Below are 20,026 nucleotides of genomic sequence, written 5' to 3'. Positions count from 1 at the left end.
CTGCTTAATACAGTTACCACGCCTGTTACCCTACGTTAGCTTACTGCATCATGAATAAAATAAATGTTCAACCCAACATAAATTACCAGCAGTGTTTGTGCAGCAATCATGTCAAACTTATTGGCGTCTTTTATTCTGCCCTGTTTCACCAATTTTAATGCATAAGCGGTACAGGTAATCACCGCGAAAATAAAGAACAGTGTAAGTCCGTGTAAAGTATCTACCAGGGTAAAAGAAGTAGATTCAGGCAGGGAAGAATCAATGATGTATTTATTACCAATTACTGCAAACAATGAGCCTACGCTCAGTCCAAAGCGGGAATCAATACCATCGGCATGAATATAAAAACAAGTATAGGCAATCAAAAAAGCTACGTACATTCCCAAAAATATTTTCCAGAATAAGCCCATCGCGGCCCGGTTTAATACAATGGCCACTTTAAAGTTACTATACTCTGTATGTGGTTTCGCAAGACCAGGATCGCCAAACCCGGTTTCATAAACCCGGTTGCCCATGGTAATATTAAAACTGTCAATATTCCAGCCACTTAACATAAAACGCCTGTCATAATGTTGACCCAATGTATCCGGCGCAAAAATCAGGGAACGGGAATCGAATTGTGAATTTTCTATCGAAAGCCTCAGCTTCTGCCGGTCAAAAGGAAAGTTGCCAATCTTCCAGGAATCTTTCATTACACATTGCAGTTTCAACAGCAGGTAAACACCGTTACTGGTATCTACTGTTGAAAAAGATTTTGAAATGGACTTAGCCTGTGGTATTTCCAGGTTCTGTATAAAATCAAAGTCTTTGTTCTTATACTTTAACCATAGCCAAAAATCAATGGTGTATTCCTTTTGTTTAAAATCAATGCCGTGCACACCGGTTACATAAATACCGGTGAATACCGTATCTTTTTTGGAGTCGCCGGCAAGGCTGTTGAAATGGTATGACAGAAAATTGGCAATAAAAAGGCCAATTAGCAGCAGTTTGTTTTTCATGGACTGAACATTTTCAACGGTAAGTTAGGGCAATGCACGGAGATAAAAAAGCGATGTGAAATTTGTAGTATAACTACGCAAGCGTATGTAATTTTCTAAAAGTTTACCGGTAAATTATACTGTGACCCTGACTAACGGAATCGGAGTATTTTGACCAAAACGGGTATTTCCTCATTAATATGTTTGTTTAATAAAATTTTAAATTAATTATACAAAAGATAAACGGGTTAGATGTAGCTGTTTAAGCCTGAAATTTATTATTTTACTTATCACATTGTATATCAATTAACTGTATTGGAAATAATTACTGGTTTGAATTTTTTTTACACAAAATGAGACAAAAGCTGAACCATGTATGATTTGTTTTGTTTAAAGATGATGAATAATAATTAAACAATATTTTAACCGTCAAAACAAAAAATCATGAAGCATTTATTTTTATCAGGATCACTTGTAAAGCTTTTAGTTGTGTTGCTGTTTAGTGCAACAATGGTTTCCTGTAAAAAAGATTCCACTACCACTCCGGTTATGCCAGGTACCATCACAGCCCAGGTATCTGCCGGGTCAAATTTCACCTTGTTAAAATCAGCTGTGGTAAAAGCGGGCCTTGCTACAACCCTGGATGGAACAGGACCTTTTACCGTTTTTGCACCTACTGATGATGCATTTACATCTTCGGGAGTAACCAGTTCAGTTATAGGCAGCTTATCGGCCGATCAACTGAAAGCGATACTATTGTACCATACGTTAGGGGCAAAAGTTATGGCAGCAGATGTTCCTGCAGGTCCGAATACAAAAGTAGTTACAGCTGGTGGAGACTCTGTGTTTGTAACCAAAAATTCCGGCGGCGTTTTTGTAAATGGTGTTAATGTGGTTACAGCTGATGTCGCGGCCAGCAACGGTGTAATACACACCATCTCAAAAGTGTTATTCCCCCCTGCCGGCAATATCGTAGAAGTCGCTTCTGCCGATACTACATTCAGCTTTTTGGTAGCTGCGGTGGTTAAAGCAAGTTCCGGTAGTACAAATGTGGCAGCCATCCTTAGTGGTGGAAGTATTTTAACTGTATTTGCACCAACCAACAATGCATTTCGTGCGGCGGGTTTTGCAACTATTGATGCTGTTAAAGCTGCGGACGCCAATACACTCACTTCCATTCTTACCTACCACGTCATTCCCGGAAGAATTTTCTCATCTGACTTAACGAACGGGGCTCAGCCAGCTACTGCTAACGGGGGGAAAGTTACAATTGGATTATCCGGAAGCAGTGCAACCGTAAAAGGCAATACCAATACATCGGCTTCTAATATTATAGCCGCTAATATCATGGCGAAGAATGGTGTAATACATGTAATAGACCGGGTGTTATTGCCTTAATGCTGGATTTAATCGTTTAGTATTTTGATCTGCATGTACAAAAAAGTGCTGTTCCTGCAAAGGGAACAGCACTTTTCTGTAATGAAAAAATATAAAGTAAACCTTTTAGTTTCCAAGTGCTTATACCCAAATTAAAAAAGCCCCTCATTACTGAAAGGCTTTTAAAGCTGTACCACGTACGGGACTCGAACCCGTGATTCCTCCGTGAAAGGGAGGCGTCTTAACCTCTTGACCAACGCGGCTTATTGCTAAAGGACGGCAAAGATAACGAGTGAAGGTTTTTCAGCCAAATATTTTCACAAATAATGGCAAATAAAATTATTTACACCTGCAATTACTCCCTGTTTAAAAGGTCCGGTCTGCGTTCTGCTGTGCGCAACATCGACTGATCGTGCCGCCACTGTTCAATCTTAGCGTGATTACCACTTAATAAAATATCCGGCACCTTCCAAGTTCTGAATTCAACAGGGCGGGTGTATACCGGCGGCGCCAATAAATTGTCTTGGAAAGAATCGGTTAAAGCCGAGGTTTCATCATTCAACACACCCGGGATTAAACGGCCAATAGCATCTACCATTACAGCAGCCGCCAGTTCACCACCACTCAGCACATAATCGCCTATAGAAATTTCCCTGGTAATAAAATGGTCTCTCAATCGTTGATCAACACCTTTATAATGACCACAAATTAGCAGCAGGTTATGTTTTAGGGAAAGCTGGTTGGCTGTTTGTTGATTAAAGGTTTCTCCATCAGGCGTTAAAAAAATAATTTCATCATAGATGGTGTCTTTTTGCAAACTTTCAATCGCATTTACCAATGGTTCTATCATCATTACCATACCGGCGCCGCCACCAAAAGCGTAATCATCTACCTGCGCTCTTGCATAAGTAGTATAGTCACGCAGGTTAATGCAGTTTACCTCCAGTAAACCTTTGTCCCTTGCACGTTTCATAATCGAATGTGCAAAAGGGCTATCCAGCAGGGCAGGCACTACAGATATAATGTCAATCTTCATGATGTAAAATTAGGAAAGTGAAATGAGCAGTTTGTATTAATAGCACAAGGCCTTATGGCGCCTTTCATTGCAATATTTTCCGCAATGTTAACTGGTATGTTTGCAATATCAAAAATCCATAAAGCCATCAATTTCACGCTTGTCTTTTTTAGTAGGGCGGCCTTGTTTGCTCATGCGTTTACCGGTATGAAAGGTAGCCGCCTGGAACTGAATTCTGTCCAGTTCTTCAGCCGGCGTGATGTCGGTATAGTGTTTAATTGCCTCGCTATATTGTACCCGGTGATCCAACAATGCAGTCACTTTTATCACCCATCTTTTAGCTTCTGTTTTTACTTCGTATTCGTCGCCCACCGTAACCGTCTTCGATGCTTTTACATTGTCTCCGTGGAGCTTTACTTTACTTTTATCGCAGGCATCCGCGGCCTGGCTCCGGGTTTTAAAAAGCCGGATGGCCCACAAATATTTATCAATGCGAAGTTTTTCTTTTTCCATATAGCAAAATTAAGTGCTTTGGCTGTTTCATGCAAAGAACGCAGTGAAAGAAGGAATATGCTTTAGTGGCAGCCGCCGCTGTTGTTCCTTTTGCTATGAAATGAATTTGCACGAGGCAAAAGCTTTTGTGTTCTTAGTATTCTTTGCCCTGTTTGCGTGAAACCAGCCTTTAATTATTTACCTTAATTTAGTTTTCTAAACTTATTATTTATGTATTGTAAAAGAAGGATAGTTTTTTTGTTGTTTTTTATTGTAATAGCTACACAGCTGCTACGGGCTCAATATAGAATTTCCATCCAGTTTACGCCGGATGGAAATAGTTATTACCAAAAGCAAAACGGCGGCATATCAAAAGTAGATATTAAAACAGGACAGGCAGCTGCGTTGGTAACTGCAGCACAATTAACCCCGGCCGGTGGCAAAGCGATATCCATCGCGTCTTTTGCTTTTAGTGCAGACAACAGTAAACTACTTGTATTTACCAACACGGCTAAAGTGTGGCGCTACAAAACCAGGGGCGATTACTGGGTGCTGGATATAGCCACCAATACATTAACACAGCTGGGAAAAGATAAACCGGCGCAGACATTGATGTACGCCAAGTTTTCGCCCGATGGTAAAAGAGCGGGCTATGTAAGTGAGCACAATCTTTTTACCGAAGACATTGCCACAGGAAAAATAACACAGCTGACGGCTGATGGTACCCGCAAATTAATCAACGGCACATTCGATTGGGTGTATGAAGAAGAGTTTGGCTGCCGGGATGGTTTTCGCTGGAGCCCCGATGGAAAAAACATTGCCTTTTGGCAGGTAGACGCCAACCAGATAAGAGATTATTATATGCTCAATACAACGGATTCCAATTATTCCCGGGTCATTCCGGTGGAATATCCAAAAGTGGGAGAGTCACCCTCTCCGGTAAAAATTGGCGTAGTACCTTCAACAGGGGGCCAGGTGCAATGGATGAATATTGAAGGCGATCCGCAACAACATTATCTGCCGCGTATGGAATGGGCAGACGCTGCTACATTGATAGTACAGCAACTGAACCGAAAACAACAGGAAAGTAAATTGTATTACTGCAACATCAACAACGGGCAGGCTCGTACATTCTTTTCAGAAAATGATAAAGCATGGATTGAGGTAAAAAGTTATTGGAACGATGATGACCCTACTGGGTGGGAATGGATTAATAAAGGTGCGGCATTTGTATGGGTAAGTGAGATAGATGGCTTGCGGCATATCTATTCGGTAAGTCGCGATGGCAGCAAACAAACCTTGTTAACCAACGGCAAGTACGATGTAGAATCTATCAAATGTATTGATGAAAAGGGTAACTATATTTATTTTATGGCTTCGCCCAACAATGCCACGCAACTGTATTTATACAAAGTAAAGATGGATGGTAAAAGCAATGCTACCCTGGTATCACCGGCTGATTTAACTGGTACGCATAGCTATACTATTTCGCCCAACGGCAAATGGGCAAGTCATGGTTTTAGCAATTATAAAACTGTGCCTGTAAAAGAATGGGTATCGTTGCCCGATCATAAGGCATTGAACAACGCAACAAGCATTGCGGCTACTATTAAAACAGATAACAGCAGCACCGTTCGCTACACTACAGTTACAACTGATGATGGTGTTGAGCTGGACGCATGGATTAACTATCCTAAAAATTTTGACAGCACCAAAAAATACCCGGCCGTCTTTTATGTGTATGGCGAACCCGCAGCCTCCACAACCGGCGACAGCTATGGCAATCACCAGAATTATTTATACAATGGCGATATGAGCGAGGATGGTTATTTCCAGGTAGCGGTGGATAGCCGGGGAACACCTTCTTTAAAGGGGGCGGCCTGGCGTAAATCCATTTACCGTAAAATTGGTACCCTCAATGTGCGTGATATGGCGCAGGCTGCCACAAAAATTATATCAAAAAGTTATTTTGATAAAGACCGCATTGCTGTTTGGGGATGGAGTGGCGGTGGCTCTTCTACGTTGAACCTGATGTTTCAATACCCGGAGATTTTTAAGACAGGCATTGCCATCGCGGCCGTAGGCAACCAGTTATTTTACGATAATATTTACCAGGAAAGGTACATGGGGCTGCCACAGGAAAACAAGGAAGATTTTATCATTGGTTCGCCCATCAGCTATGCAAAAAATCTAAAAGGAAATTTATTGTACATCCACGGAACGGGTGATGATAATGTACATTATAGTAACGCAGAAGTATTGCTGAACGAATTGATCAAATACAACAAACAATTTCAGTTTATGGCTTATCCAAACCGTACACACAGCATTTCAGAAGGCGAGGGCACCAGTTTACACCTGGTTACTTTGTACACTAATTATCTTAGGGCAAACTGTCCGCCGGGGGCAAGATAACTCGCCAGGATAATTCGCAAAACATAACAGGTATAAAAAAGCCATCCTGGTTAACAGGATGGCTTTTTTATACTATACTAAATTTCAAATATTAGTTAAACAAATACCTGATTCCAAACTGCATCTGCCAGCGGGAAAGTATATTGGTATTGTCTTTAAAGCTGTTTACCAATGGCACCTGGTTGGTAGCATCCAGGTATGGCATAGAAAAAGCGGGTGTTCTTCCGTCTGCGCCCAAACCTTCAAATTTAAGGAAGTTGCTCAGGTTGGGTGTTTTGTAAGTTCCCCAGTATTTATTAAAGAAATTACCGGCGTTTACAAGGTCTAACGTTAAACGTAGGGTATGTCTTTCCTTACCGGTTTTTACAGACACTTCTTCCGTAATATTTAAGTCAAGTCTCTTATAAATAGGCCATACCACTGCGTTTGCCTTTGCATACTGGCCGCGGTGTGTCAATAAATAATGATCCTGTGAAATGAAGTTGTTCAGCTGGTTCCATATCTGCGAAGCTGATCTTGGATCTGTACTTGCGCCGGTACCGGAACCCCCCGAGTTAACTTTTACCAGGTTAATTTCACCTGCATTGGCAGGAATATAAATTAAATCATTACCTGTATTGCCATCGCCGTTTAAATCTCCATTGTACACATAAGAAGAAACACCGGAAGGAGCTGCTTCAAAAATAGCACCGATAGAAGTTGTGGCATATTTGCAATTGATAATTTTATACGATGCATATGCAATGATTCTGTGCGGTTGGTAAAAGGCACCGTTGGCTAAAGTAGCAGCATTGGGATCTCCCTGTACCGCTCTTGCTGCCCATAAAGAAGAAGCAGTGCTTCCAAACTCCGCCGTGTTTTTTGCCTGGCTGAAAGTATAGGCAATGCTGGCGAAAAGGTTTTTAAAATTCTTTTGCGCTCGTGCTGTTAGTGTATAAGAATAGCCTTTGCTGGTGTTGCTCATTAAGATGGCATTGCCAATATTGGGGTTATCCAGTGTTTTGCCTGAGTAATATTTATTTGAGTTGGCAGTGCTGGTAAGGTAACGTGCCCTGTTGTCGGCGCCAGCCAAACTAAAGGCATTGTTTTCGTTCAGGTTAATGTTTCTGTAATACACCGCATTGATGTCTTTGGAATAAGTTCCTTCCAAAGTAAGCACTACATCGTTGGCTAATTTTTTATCTACTGCAAAACTTGTTTTTAATACCTGCGGGTATTTAAAATTACGATCAACCAGCGCAGTACTGTAAGATGTGTTAGGGCCGGATTTAATATAGGCAGTTGGATCTGCGTTGAACGCTACCAGGTTTCCTGCAACGGGCGGAACCGCGTTAGGATTAGGAGCCGTGCTGTTGGTGAATGAACCAAACTGGATACCGTTGTTGCTGGCCTGGTTACTGATCCAAACAAAAGGCGGCGGACCTGCAAAAATACCTGCACCACCCCTGATTTGTAAACTTCTGTCGCCTTTCACATCCCAGTTAAAACCAAGTCTTGGTGAAATCAACGGAGTTGTTTTTGGTGCCTTACCAATGTTATAGCTGCCGTCTTTAAAAGTCAGCGCATCAAAATAAGGATTGTCTGTAAAGGTTTGGTTGTAGATGGTTAAATCGGTACGTAAGCCATAAGTAAGCGTAAAGTTTTTGCTGGCACGCCATTTATCCTGTGCAAAAAAGCCCAGTTCTGTTGAACCTGCTTCGGCAAAAGGAAATGCGCCACCTGGCAATGCTGAATACTGCAGGTAATAACTTTTAGCATTGGCATCGCCATTGTTTACACTATTATAAAAATCTGTAAGACTGTTAAACTGGTAAACGCCCTGGTAACCCGGCGCAAAGGCATTTTTATATTTCCTGTAGTAATCCTGTGTACCAACAGTTATTTCGTGTGTGCCTTTGTAAAATTTAAAGAAATCGGCAAACTGAAATACGTCCGTATTTAACAAGTTATTGTAGGTGTACATTTCATATCCAAAAGTGGTATAAATGCTGCCTGCGCCATTCAAAATATCCACTAAAGGAAAAGTAGAACTGCTTGAATGCGGAGAACGGTAATCTCTTAAAGCAGTATAACCCACCTGCATTTTGTTGGAAGCCCTGTTACCAAAACGGGTGTTTATTTCTGCAATTACAATATTGAAGTTATTATTGATTACATACCCGCTGCCAAAGAATGGCATAGAGTTGGTACCCGGCTGTCCGCCTGTAATTTGTCCGCTACCCGGTCTGCTCGTGCTGGCAAACTGATCAGATGAGGACTTCAGGTAATTGTACTTAAGGGTAAATGTATTGTTCTTATTTATATTCCAGTCAATCTTGGCAGTGATTTTATCACTCTTGGTTTCAAACGAATATCCCTGGAATGCGCCTGGATTATAGTTGAATTTTTGTTGCAGAAAAGAACTCAATGCAGCAAGTGTATCTGCATTTGCCTGTGATACATTTCCACCAGGTGCATGACTTCCGTCTGACGCGATCTGGCTGGTGGCAGGAGCTGTTTGTCTTACCTGTTCTCCACTTATAAAAAAGAACAATTTGTCTGTTATAATAGCGCCGCCCAACGAAGCACCCCTGGTATTAAAACTAAAATCTGGTTTTGTAATGGTGGTAGTACCCACTTTATAACCCTGCGTGCCCGGGCCTTTCAGGTAAGTATATACAGAACCTTTAAACTGGTTGGTCCCGCTTTTGGTTACAGAGTTAATACCTGCTCCCGAAAAACCGCCCTGGGTTACATCGTATGGCGCAACGTTTACCTGTATCTGTTCAATGGCTTCCAAACTGATTGGCTCGCTGCCTGTTTGCCCGCCCAATGTGCCGGATAAACCAAATGAGTTATTAAAGTTGGCACCATCTACAGTAAGGTTGTTGTACTGGCTGCTGCGTCCGCCAATATTCAGGCCGTTGGCTGTTGGTTCCAGCTTGGTAAAGTCCTGTAAAGAACGGTTGATGGTGGGCAGTCTTTCAATTTGTGCACGGCTGATAATTTCCTGGCTGCCGGTGCGGTTGTTGTTGAAAGTTTTATCCTGCCTGCGGCCGGAAACAGTTACTTCTGTAAGATCGGTGGATGTTTGAACAAGGGCAAAATCTGCCTTAAATTCCTGGCCCAGTAACAGGGTGATGTTATCCTGTTTGGCCGGCTTGTAACCTATAAAAGTTACGGTTATTTCGTAAGGGCCGCCAACGCGTAAATTGGGTAAATTATAGCGACCATCCTTACGGCTGGTGGTACTGTATTTAGTACCGGTGGGTGTGTGGACTGCAACAATGGTTGCGTTACTTACTGCGTTGGTACCATCTGTTACAGTTCCCTGTATGTCAGAAGTAGTTTCCTGTGCATTTGCTAAAAAGCCAAAGAGGAGAAAAATGGCTGTTAGCAAGTTGAACTTTCTTGTCATTTGTTGATAGATTTGGTGCGAAAATGTGTTTCATTTTCAAATGACAAGCGGCGCAAAAGTAAGTATAATTCTAACTGTATTTTAACAGTTATTGGGAAAAAATAACCTTCCGTTTTTCATTATTAATTTCGGTTGAATAATATTCTGCATTCCCTACATTCTATTGAATCGATTTCATTGTTTAGTACAAATATTTAACGAATAACTATTCGGGCAGTATGATCAAATTGTTACGAATTTGCGGACGCTGGCGGCTTTTCAATTTAACGTAAGCAAAACAAAATAATGCGGATCTGCCAGGTAATTTTTTGATCAATGCAATGCCATTATTGGCAAAAAAAACGCCCGGATAAACCGGGCGTTTTTTTTGCGATACAGTTTTTTTAAAAGATATATCTTAACCCAATTTGCATACCCCAGGTACTAACATTGGAAATATTTTTTTGAAAAGGCGTTGTTACCAGTTTACCATTAAACTCTGCCAGGTTGTAAACGGGTTGCTTACCGGCATTGATTGATTTGTAGGTAAGCGGATTGTTAATGGTAAATAAGTCTTTGGCACCCGCATTTTTATCTATCAGGTTAGGCAAGTTAATAATGTCAACGCTAAACTGCAGGTTATGTTTTGTTTGGCCGGCAGTGATAAAAAAGTCCTGTAAAAACCGCATGTCGAGCCGGTTGTACCAGGGTGTTAAGGCAGAGTTTCTTTCAGCATATTGGCCCACATGATTCTTTAAATATTTTGTATTGGCGATCAACTGGTCGTAGGCGGCCTGTTGTGCTGCAATTGAATATTTAATTGATCCATCCGTATTTTTTACGTCAGAAAAATTAATATCCGATCCTTTGGCATAGATAAACATCAGGTCAGACGCGTTGTTGCCATCGCCGTTTAAATCGCCTCCAATTACATAACTAAATCTCGATTGAGCATTGCCTTCATAAAACAAAGAAATGGTGCTGGCCAGGTGATTGGCATATTCAAAACGGTAAGAAAGTGATCCAACAACCCGGTGCGGAACTGAATAGGCTGAGTTATACAATTCTTCGCTGTTGGGCGTGCCCCTGTTGATGATAGATTGCCAGGCCGAAGTTGCCTGCGAACCCGGGTTGGGACTTACTTCTGTAGCTATTGTATACGTATAAGCTAAAGAGCCATAAAATCCTTTTGCAAATGCTTTAGATAGTTGGAATGTGTTGGAAAAAGAATAACCTTTTTTGGTATTCTCTAACACGATGGCGGTACCGCCACGGTTGGTACCTGCCAGACTTGGATAAACAAACTTATCCGCTGCGGCAGTAGTGGATGGATAATAAGCCCTGTTATCCGCTCCGGAGAGAGAAGCAGTTGGATCTTTTAAATTGGCATTGCGCATTTTTACCGCGTTGATGTCTTTGGTATACATTACATCCCAGGTAAAAATAAAGCCGCTTCCAAATTGTTTGTCAATACCAAAGTTGGTTCTGAAAACCTGCGGAAATTTAAAATTCCGGTCAATCAACACAAAACTACCGGGCGCATTAGTGGTAGCTGTTGTTGGAAATTTAGAAACATATGCATCCGGATTGGGGTTAAATGTTACACCACTTAATGCTGCCGGTGTATTGAGTACGGCGCCGTTTTGATAAACGCCGCTGTTACTTGGCATGTTGGTTAAGAACACAAAAGGTATTTTGCCGGTAAAAATACCTGTTCCGCCACGCAGCACCAGGTCTTTTTCATCAGGCACTTTCCACCGGAAACCAATCCGGGGAGAAAGTAATATGGTAGATTTTGGCCATTTACCTGTATTAAAGCTGGTAAGCTTGCCATCTTTATCCGGAAACTGTAATGCAGTGATAGCAGGGTTTTCAATAGGCTGTTTCAGGTAGGTTGGCACATCTGCACGAATGCCGTATGTTATTTTAAAATTGGAACTAGGATTGATTTCATCCTGCAGATACACACCTAACTGGCCAATTTTTAAATCAGCAGAAAATACTTTTGGTTGTCCCGGAATCAGGGAATAGGTGTAAGAGAAAAAAGCCGGCCGTGAATCTGTAATAAAATCGTTCAGGCTGTTGTAAATGTAATAGCTTTCTGAGCCACCCATAAATGCGTTACCTACTTTTTGATATTCGTAAGTAGCTCCTGCAGTAAGTGTGTGTTTGCCTGCCTGTAGTGTAAAGTTGTCTGTGATAGTTGCTACATTGTTGATCACTTCATTATTCCTGGTGAAAGGATCAGTACCCGCACTCATGTAGTTGCGGTTTTTTGTAACACCGGGGATTGAGCCGGTTGTGTCGAATATTTCAATCGTTGGAAAAATACCACCGGGGCTGTTTCTCACATCATTAATGTGTGTGTAGGCAAATAATAACTGGTTTGAAATTCTGCTGTTAAAATTACTGTTTAACTCCAGTGTAGCCGATTTTACAATATGGTCCGTTGCATAATCTGAATTGGAAAAGCCAATGGACTGGTTGCTGTTTCTGTTATTCGGCAACCTGGTTTGAGAACTTGCCGATCCAACAAAAAAGCCACCTGCGCCACTGTTTGGAACGCTGCTGCCATTTAAAGGCGATTGATCGCTTCCTTTAAAGTCACTGTATTTTAAAACCAGTTTATGAACGTTGCTGATGTTCCAGTTTATCTTAGCAAGAAACTTACGGTTTTTGGTTACAAAATTTGGCCGGTTATCATATACACCTGCGTCATAATTATATTTTGATTTGAGTGCATCGCGGAATTTATTAAGCGAATCTATCGGGGCTGCAGATGCCTGTCCGGAAGCAGAAGAGCCTGCCGGTACAAAAGTATTTGGGTTGGGCTGAGAAGCGTTTTCCCACTCTGCATTTAAAAAGAAAAACAATTTGTTTTTAATGATGGGGCCGCCAAGGCTGGCACCATATACCTTATTTTTTTGAGGGGTCAGCGTTAACAATTTATCTCCAACATGCTTACCATTAAAACTTTGATCGCGGTAGAAACCATAAGCTGTACCATGCAATGTATTGGTGCCACTTTTTGTGGTAACGTTTAAGCCGGCACCAGTAAAGCCCGACTGTCTTACATCATACGGGGCAATGTTTACAGATACCTGGTCAAGCGCATCAATTGAAATGGGACTTGCGCCGCCTCCGGGCTGGGGATCTGTACTTAATCCAAAATTGTTATTTAAGTTGGCACCATCAATTTGCAGGTTATTAAAACGGCCGTCTCTGCCAGCAAAACTATTGCCACTGCTGGCTTGGGGTGTAGTTCTGGTAAAATCTGTAATGCTCCTGGTAATAGAGGGCAGCGTCATCAGCTGGCGGGAATTAAACACCGTACTGGCGCCGGTTTTAGTACGGTTGAGGCGGCTGGATGAAGTCACCACCACTTCTTTTAATATCGCGGTGGCGGGTGTCAACGCTATTTCAGCTGCGTATGGTTCGCCCAGATTCAGATTAATATTATCGATTGTTTGTTTATTGTAACCCACCGATTCTACCGTAAGCAAGTAGGGCCCGCCTACAACCGTATTTGGAATGGAAAAATTGCCATCTTTCTTAGAAGTAGTAACATATTTGGTTCCTGATGGCTGATGGACAGCTGTAATGGTGGCACCTGCAAGAGCGGTGCCATTTTCAGCTTTTACAAAACCGGTAATGCTACTGGTGGTAACCTGGGCGCTGATTGCAAGGGGGATTGCAAAAAAGGCCAGGATAATGAAACAGATTTTTTTTATAAGCATAGAGCTATTTTTAAGGCACAAAGGAAAGTAAATATCCGGTACTAATGTTAATTTAAATTAACAAGTTGTAAAGGCATGCGTGGGTATTTGAACGCTGCTTTGATTAAAACTATTTCTTATTCCGCAAATGAGAACCATAGCGAAGCATAAACCTTGTTAACTTTGCAAAAAATATAAATAACTTATGTTAGATAGTATTGAAAGTGCGATTGACGACATAAAAAATGGCAAGCTGGTAATAGTGGTGGATGATGAAGACAGGGAAAATGAAGGCGATTTTATTACCGCAGCAGAAAATGTTACCCCGGAAATTATCAATTTTATGAGTACTTACGGAAGAGGGCTTATTTGTGCACCACTATCAGAAGAACGCTGCGATGTATTGCACCTGCAAGCCATGGTAAGTGACAATACTTCGTTGCATGCTACCCCGTTTACGGTTAGTGTAGATTTGCTGGGCCACGGTTGTACAACGGGTATATCGGCTCATGACAGGTCCAAAACGGTGCTGGCATTGATTGATCCGGAAACAAAACCGCAAGACCTCGGCAGACCGGGACATATTTTTCCGCTGCGGGCACGAAAGGGTGGTGTATTGAGAAGGTCGGGACATACAGAGGCAACCATTGACCTTGCAAGACTGGCAGGTTTTGAACCGGCTGGTGTATTGGTGGAGATAATGAATGAAGATGGTTCAATGGCCAGGCTACCGGAGTTGAAGGAAATCGCCAAACGCTTTGATTTGAAGGTTGTATCCATTAAAGATTTGATTGCTTACAGGCTGAGCAAGGAATCACTTATTGAGGAGGAAGAGAAAGTACAGATGCCAACGAAATATGGCATGTTTGAACTGATTGCTTTTAAACAATTAAATACAGGCGATATACACCTGGCAATTAAAAAAGGCGACTGGGAAAAAGATGAACCGGTGATGGTAAGGGTGCACAGCAGTTGCATGACAGGAGACATATTGGGTTCGCTGCGTTGTGACTGCGGCGACCAGTTGCATAAGGCATTAAAAATGATTGAGGAAGCAGGAAAAGGTCTTGTGCTGTACATGAACCAGGAGGGCAGGGGAATTGGATTGCTGAATAAATTGAAAGCATATAAACTACAGGAACAGGGAATGGATACAGTAGAAGCCAACCTGCAACTGGGTTTTGGAATGGACGAGAGAGATTACGGAGTAGGGGCGCAGATACTACGTCATATGGGCATCAGTAAAATGAAGCTGATGAGCAACAATCCGAAAAAGCGTGCAGGATTACTGGGCTACGGACTGGAAGTTGTTGAAACTATTCCAATTGAAATAAAGGCCAACAAGCACAACGAGAAATACCTTGCTACCAAAAGGGATAAAATGGGGCATAATATTATGAACGAGCAGCAATAGCAATGTCTGATGGCTGATTTTTTGATGGCTGATTTCTGTAGATTCAAAAAGTATTTCTCTTTAAAATCAATCCTAATATTTGCCGGGGAATGAAAGCAATTTGAAGATTCAACAAACAGGTAACGTAAGGAAAGGTTTTTAGCCGAAAGGTTGAAACCTTTTTTATTGGTTATAATAAAATAACTCTTTGCTTATAACCCCTCAGATAAATATAAAGGCTAACAGGCCTCAAAAAATCAGTCATCACACATAGCGATTTAATTTACCGGTCTGTTGTTCACCAACACCACTTTTCTTTTTCTCTTTGGGTCAAGTATATCCGATAGTTTATCAAAATCCTTGCGGTAAGAAAGGTTAACACCCGTTTTATTCCGCTGACCGATAAAATCATAATTGGTACGGTTAAATGCTACTACTCTTACACTTCCATCTTTATTGATAATAAATTCTGCCGTAACATCCGGCGTTACAAGTACGTTGGTATTGCGGGTGTAATTGATTGCGTATGGGTTATTATAATCCACGTTTACACCAGCTGATATAATAAGCCTGCCCTGCAACAAAGTAAAGATAAGTCCGCTTTTAGCGGCGGCCTGCAATTGGGCAACATTGGCCTGAAGATCGCTCGGAGAGGTACTGCCGTAACTGGTATTTAAGTCAAAATACAGCGAGGTATTCTTAAGGTATTTTTGTAAAAATTTATTAAAGTACCCCGAGAGTGCACTTGACACCATTCCCCCGATGGTGCTGGATAAAATATTAGCGCCGCTGTTAGCAGTAATAAACCCCTGCTGACCGCTGATGAAAGAGTTAAATAACAACAAGGAGGTTACTTGTTTATTCAGCTCGTTTTTATCGTCTTTGTATTGCTGCAGCGTTTTAGTAATAAAAAAGTCATTAGCTAAAGGACTACCAGGCGGCAATTGAAATTCGAAATCAATGGAAGGTTTCAACAGGCTTTCAGTCAGATGCGCCAGAACCCGTACATCACTCTTTTTTTGAAATGAAGTATTAGTGCCTGTGGTGCCGGAAATGTTGTTGCTTATGCTTTTGAAATCGACATTGGTAGCCAGGTATTCCGCAATGATATCAATCTGTGCGTTCAAAGGATCGCCGCTCCAGACAATGTTTCCGGTATTTACCTTAAAATATTTTTTAAGGTAGGTCTGAAAATTAAATGTGTAGTCACCCCTTGTAATATCGTAACGGCCATTGATGGTTAACGGTTCTTTATTACCCACTCTTATCTTTAACAGGCCGTTGCCCTCCCCCTTAATAATATCACCGGTTGCTTCATCCAGTATTACATCAATTTTACAGGATGGGTTAGCGGTAAGCGCCATGTTAACCACAATATTGCTGGAAATCCTTCCCTTATATGCATTGGCCATCTCGGTACCAAACTGGATGAAATCAATATAATCCACCACGCCGCTTTCTACCGTGGTACCGTTGGATAAATAAATATGGCTGCTGTCTGTTCTGGATGGCTCACCATTAATGTCCATTGTAATGTCGTCAGCACTGCCATTTAGTACAAGAGACGCCCTGCCAATTACTTTACCATAGAAAATATTGTTGTCTCTTTTGGTAGTGTTGAGTACAAGCAATTTTTTCGTATCCATTTTTACATTATCAAAACCAACCTGGTCAAAAAAGCGATGGTACATTTTCCCGCTTACCGTAGCGGTGTTGTTTAATGTGTCCGTTATAGTCACCGTACCAAAATCAATTTCATCGGGATTGAAAATAATAGTTTCGTTTTTAAAAGCATATTTGCATTGGGTATAAATAACCCTTAGTGACCCTTCCGTAACATTAGCAGATCCTGTAATAGTCAGATGCTTTGAATTACCCATCACTCTTAAATTGCTGGTGTTGGCCGTGCCTCGTATTTCACTGAAAATTCCGCCAAGGTAATTGTTTAAAATCTTGAGGTCCAGCTTTTCGGATACAATGGCAATATCGGCCTGGTTACCTAAAGAATCCTTTGTATTATAGGTGCCATCAATGCGAAAATGGTTGTTGGGGTCTTCAGCACCTGCATTAAATTTCACAATGCCGGTATTGGTAGAATAGGTTGCATGCGTATTGATGACACCAACGGAATCACCGTCAATGGTAAATTTTTCTGTTTCCGCGTCGGCTTCAATATACGGTTTGCCAAAGGGGTCGGCTATCCTTACAGTGCCTGATATTTGTCCTTCCATCCTTGGCTTTTTTAGTACCAGTGGCAACAGGTCATCAATACTTACTTTGGTAAGCTTCACCACAACGTCATTGGTATTGCCGGTTTCAGACGGTTCGGTGGCAATTTTTATCTGCTGGTTTCCCTGTACAAAATTCACTTCGCTGGCACTTACCTGGGTTTTGCTTAGCGATAATTCGCCATCTCTTTCCAGCTGCCATTTTTTGTCGTTGATAATAAATGAACTTGGAAAAAAATGAATTTTTACGCCATCCTTCATGGTTTGTACCTGGGCATTGATATTGGCACTGCTGAGGTTTTTGCTGGCACTGGTGTTAAGTACAATGTCGGTTATATCATCATGCGAATCCAGTACCAGGCTGCTGGTCGGCAAATGCAGGCTATCATTGATTTGTACGTCATCAACATCCGCTTTTGTTACCAGATCGTCAAAATTGCCATTGCTTGCTAAACGGGTATTATTAAAAACTTTCCCATCATAGCTAAACTGGGGCACGGTAACGTTTACACTAAACTGGTTGTCGCTTAACTGCAGGCTTCCTTCTATTACAGCATTATCAAAACCTCTTAGGCTGTGGTCAAGTAAAGGCATGTAGCCGTCCACTTCTTTTGTTTTTATCAGAAAAGAAAAGTCCTGGTCACTCAGTGTATACCCGGGCTTTTTTATATAAGAAGGGAAATAACGACTCAAGAAAATCTTGAACGCATCCGGCAGTTCACGAATGGTAAACTTACCATCTACTTCGGCTTCCAGGTTATTGGTTACAAGGCTCAGCACTTTGGAATCGTTGAGCACAGAGGAGTGTAGAATTAATGAATCGAAGCTTAGCGGTGTATTGTTGTGCAACAGGCCGGCATTATAAATTTTTGCAGTACCTAAAAAGTTATCAATGTTGCTGCCGGTAAAATCGAGGTTAAAGTGGCCATTTAATAAAAAATCATCCTGGGTAATATTTAATTTTTTAAAATCAGCTTTGGCAAGATCCGCATCAAAATTAAATTGTGGCTCTGTACCAGTAAAATCGATGCTGCCTTTGAGGTCATGCAGCACTAAATTGGGATCATCGATGCTTGCCGAGCCACTGAATAATTTTTTACCAAAATCGCCCTTCACGGCTATGTTCTGGTAAGTGTACCCTGCTACTTCAACACTGCGGATATTACCGTCAAAATTTGCTGCCACATCTTTTGACGAAAAGCCGGCACCGTTAAGTTTGCCGTTAAAAATTATTTTGCCAACATCTTTGGAATTGATAAATTCTCCCAGCTGAAAGCCATCAGTAGAAATTTTACCGATGTAAACAGATGAGCCGTCGTCCGGCAGTTTCATATTAACATCACCTGTAACTACACCCAGGTTGGTAGAGATGGTACCAAAGGCAACAAAATCTTTTATAAAACCGGTGAAATTACCACGGTAATTGATATTGCCCAGTTTGCCAAGATTGGGTTGTGTAACCGTTTTTAAAGATGGAACAATGGCGGACAAATCCTTTATGGTTGTCTTTAGTTCATTGGCTTGAAAATCGATAAATGTATTGTCAATATCCGGAAGGCCTTTTAATGCAATGTCTCCATCAACATAACTGTTGTCAGTTTTAATCAGCATTTTTTTTGCAGCCAGGTTATCCACGCTGCCTTTGGCAACGCCTTTCAACTGGAATACTCTTTTCCATTCTTTTGTTTCAGGGGCAAAAAAACCAAGATCATCACTGCTTAATTCACTGTTTACAAAATTCGCATCCATCTTAATGCTGTGCACAAAGTCGCTCATGTCTTTATTAAACCCGCGGTAGTGCATTGCAAAATAATTGCCCAGGTGGCTTTTGTTGGTCACCAGTTCGAGCTGTTTGTATTCCATCAACTCGGGCGTAAATTTTAGCGCCGCTTTTAGTTTTTTAACTTCAAAGCCACTGCGTTCTCTTGTAGAAAGACTGAAATCGGTAGTGAGGGTATCTTTCTCAAAATGCAGGTTGTTAAAGTCGCCTGTTATATTACCAAAGCGCAAGTGAGCTCCGTCAAACCGATCGGTAAAGGGCGCCCTGGCTGTTTCCTGGCCGCTGCTGAAAACGCCATTGGTAATATGGATGTTTTTTACGTTCATAATCCACCCCGCATTATTCCAGCGGTAGGCGGTCGTTTTCGCATCAGGGCGGCTGGTATCTTTCGGAATGTGCAATCTTTCCCGGTTGCCCTCATAATCAAACTGCCCAAATTCCGGTCCGTCGATGGAAAGCGTATTCAGATTAATTTTTTTATTATCAAGACTGATATCGTCAGCAAACAAATCCAGTTTTTTTATGTGCACTTCCATATTATGGCCCACCCACCGGTCCAACTGGCTAAACCTTATATTCTCCAGCTTCAGAATCTTGATATCAAATTCAATCGTATTTTTTTTGCCGGATGATTTTTTGGGAGAAGAAAAATAATCAACCAAAAACTGGTAATTCCATACGGAATCGGTTCGCTGCATGTTGACTACGGCGTTGGTAAGTGCCACATATTTCAGGGTGGCCTTGTTTTTTAAAAAGAACCAGTCGGTAATATTAATCTTGGCGCTGCCTGCATAAAGCAACGTATCCCTTTGCCTGTCTTCCACCAGCAGGCCCCGGAGATCCATTTTATCAAAAAAGCTATAGTCGATTCTCTGAATGCTTACTTTGGCTTTCAGATTATCCGATAGTTTGCCTGAAACAGTGGATACGATAGCGTTTTGAACAAATGTTAGCTGCAGCGTAAACCAGATAGAGATTACCATGCCCAGCAACCATAAAAAAAACCAGGTTTTATGTTTGGCTTTTTCAAAGGTATATAACCAGCCTGCCAGCCAGGCGGCAATGGCAATGCCAAACACCCAGTTGCCATATACCGGTTTTACGTAAACCATCAGCGCACCAAGCACTAACCAAAAAATTAGTGCAAGTGAAAACCATTTTAATATGTTGAGGATTGAGCGCAGTGGATCAGTGTATTAGTGCAAAAATAGCGTATCGCCACCGTTGGGCAAATTCAGTACCAAATATATTGTTTTA

At 41.6% G+C, this 20,026-nt stretch carries 9 protein-coding genes and 1 tRNA gene; 3 read left to right on the top strand and 7 right to left on the bottom strand.

What is annotated here, in order from left to right:
• Nucleotides 1-35 precede the first annotated feature (35 nt).
• Entirely contained in the window at nucleotides 36-998 is a 963-nt protein-coding gene (locus tag JWR61_RS22730) for a hypothetical protein (RefSeq protein WP_301930003.1), read from the bottom strand.
• 423 nt (nucleotides 999-1,421) lie between these two features.
• On the opposite strand from JWR61_RS22730, the gene JWR61_RS22725 reads away from it, so the two are divergent.
• A complete protein-coding gene (locus tag JWR61_RS22725) occupies nucleotides 1,422-2,375 on the top strand; it encodes a fasciclin domain-containing protein (RefSeq protein WP_301930002.1) in 954 nt (317 codons plus the stop codon).
• 170 nt (nucleotides 2,376-2,545) lie between these two features.
• On the opposite strand, the gene JWR61_RS22720 is transcribed toward JWR61_RS22725, so the two are convergent.
• The 3 genes from JWR61_RS22720 to JWR61_RS22710 form a co-directional block, all read right to left on the bottom strand.
• A tRNA-Glu gene (locus tag JWR61_RS22720) sits at nucleotides 2,546-2,617 on the bottom strand.
• 92 nt (nucleotides 2,618-2,709) lie between these two features.
• A complete protein-coding gene (gene trmD, locus JWR61_RS22715) occupies nucleotides 2,710-3,390 on the bottom strand; it encodes a tRNA (guanosine(37)-N1)-methyltransferase TrmD (protein ID WP_301930001.1) in 681 nt (226 codons plus the stop codon).
• A 108-nt stretch (nucleotides 3,391-3,498) separates the two neighbouring features.
• Nucleotides 3,499-3,882, bottom strand: a complete 384-nt coding sequence (locus JWR61_RS22710) for an RNA-binding S4 domain-containing protein (protein WP_301929999.1) — start codon at nucleotides 3,880-3,882, stop codon at nucleotides 3,499-3,501.
• A 210-nt stretch (nucleotides 3,883-4,092) separates the two neighbouring features.
• Here JWR61_RS22710 and JWR61_RS22705 point away from each other — a divergent pair, with 210 nt between their 5' ends.
• Nucleotides 4,093-6,276: a DPP IV N-terminal domain-containing protein gene (locus tag JWR61_RS22705; protein WP_301929998.1), complete on the top strand. Its 2,184-nt coding sequence runs from the start codon at nucleotides 4,093-4,095 to the stop codon at nucleotides 6,274-6,276.
• A gap of 91 nt (nucleotides 6,277-6,367) precedes the next feature.
• Here JWR61_RS22705 and JWR61_RS22700 read toward each other — a convergent pair whose 3' ends face one another.
• On the bottom strand, nucleotides 6,368-9,673 hold the full coding sequence (locus JWR61_RS22700) for a carboxypeptidase regulatory-like domain-containing protein (protein ID WP_301929997.1): 3,306 nt from the start codon (nucleotides 9,671-9,673) through the stop codon (nucleotides 6,368-6,370).
• 383 nt (nucleotides 9,674-10,056) lie between these two features.
• Nucleotides 10,057-13,389: a carboxypeptidase regulatory-like domain-containing protein gene (locus tag JWR61_RS22695; protein WP_301929996.1), complete on the bottom strand. Its 3,333-nt coding sequence runs from the start codon at nucleotides 13,387-13,389 to the stop codon at nucleotides 10,057-10,059.
• Between the two features lie 184 nt (nucleotides 13,390-13,573).
• Between JWR61_RS22695 and JWR61_RS22690 the strand changes: the two genes are divergently transcribed.
• Nucleotides 13,574-14,782 (top strand): bifunctional 3,4-dihydroxy-2-butanone-4-phosphate synthase/GTP cyclohydrolase II, encoded by a 1,209-nt coding sequence (locus tag JWR61_RS22690; RefSeq protein ID WP_301929995.1) that lies wholly within the window; start codon nucleotides 13,574-13,576, stop codon nucleotides 14,780-14,782.
• Between the two features lie 257 nt (nucleotides 14,783-15,039).
• Here the strand turns inward: JWR61_RS22690 and JWR61_RS22685 are convergent, their stop codons facing one another.
• A complete protein-coding gene (locus JWR61_RS22685; RefSeq protein ID WP_301929994.1) occupies nucleotides 15,040-19,881 on the bottom strand; it encodes a translocation/assembly module TamB domain-containing protein in 4,842 nt (1,613 codons plus the stop codon).
• Nucleotides 19,882-20,026: the final 145 nt, after the last annotated feature.

The organism is Ferruginibacter sp. (genome assembly GCF_028288465.1).
Classification (GTDB): domain Bacteria; phylum Bacteroidota; class Bacteroidia; order Chitinophagales; family Chitinophagaceae; genus Ferruginibacter.
The sequence above is the reverse complement of the archived record's forward strand: the minus strand, read 5'-3'. Positions and strand labels throughout refer to the sequence as shown.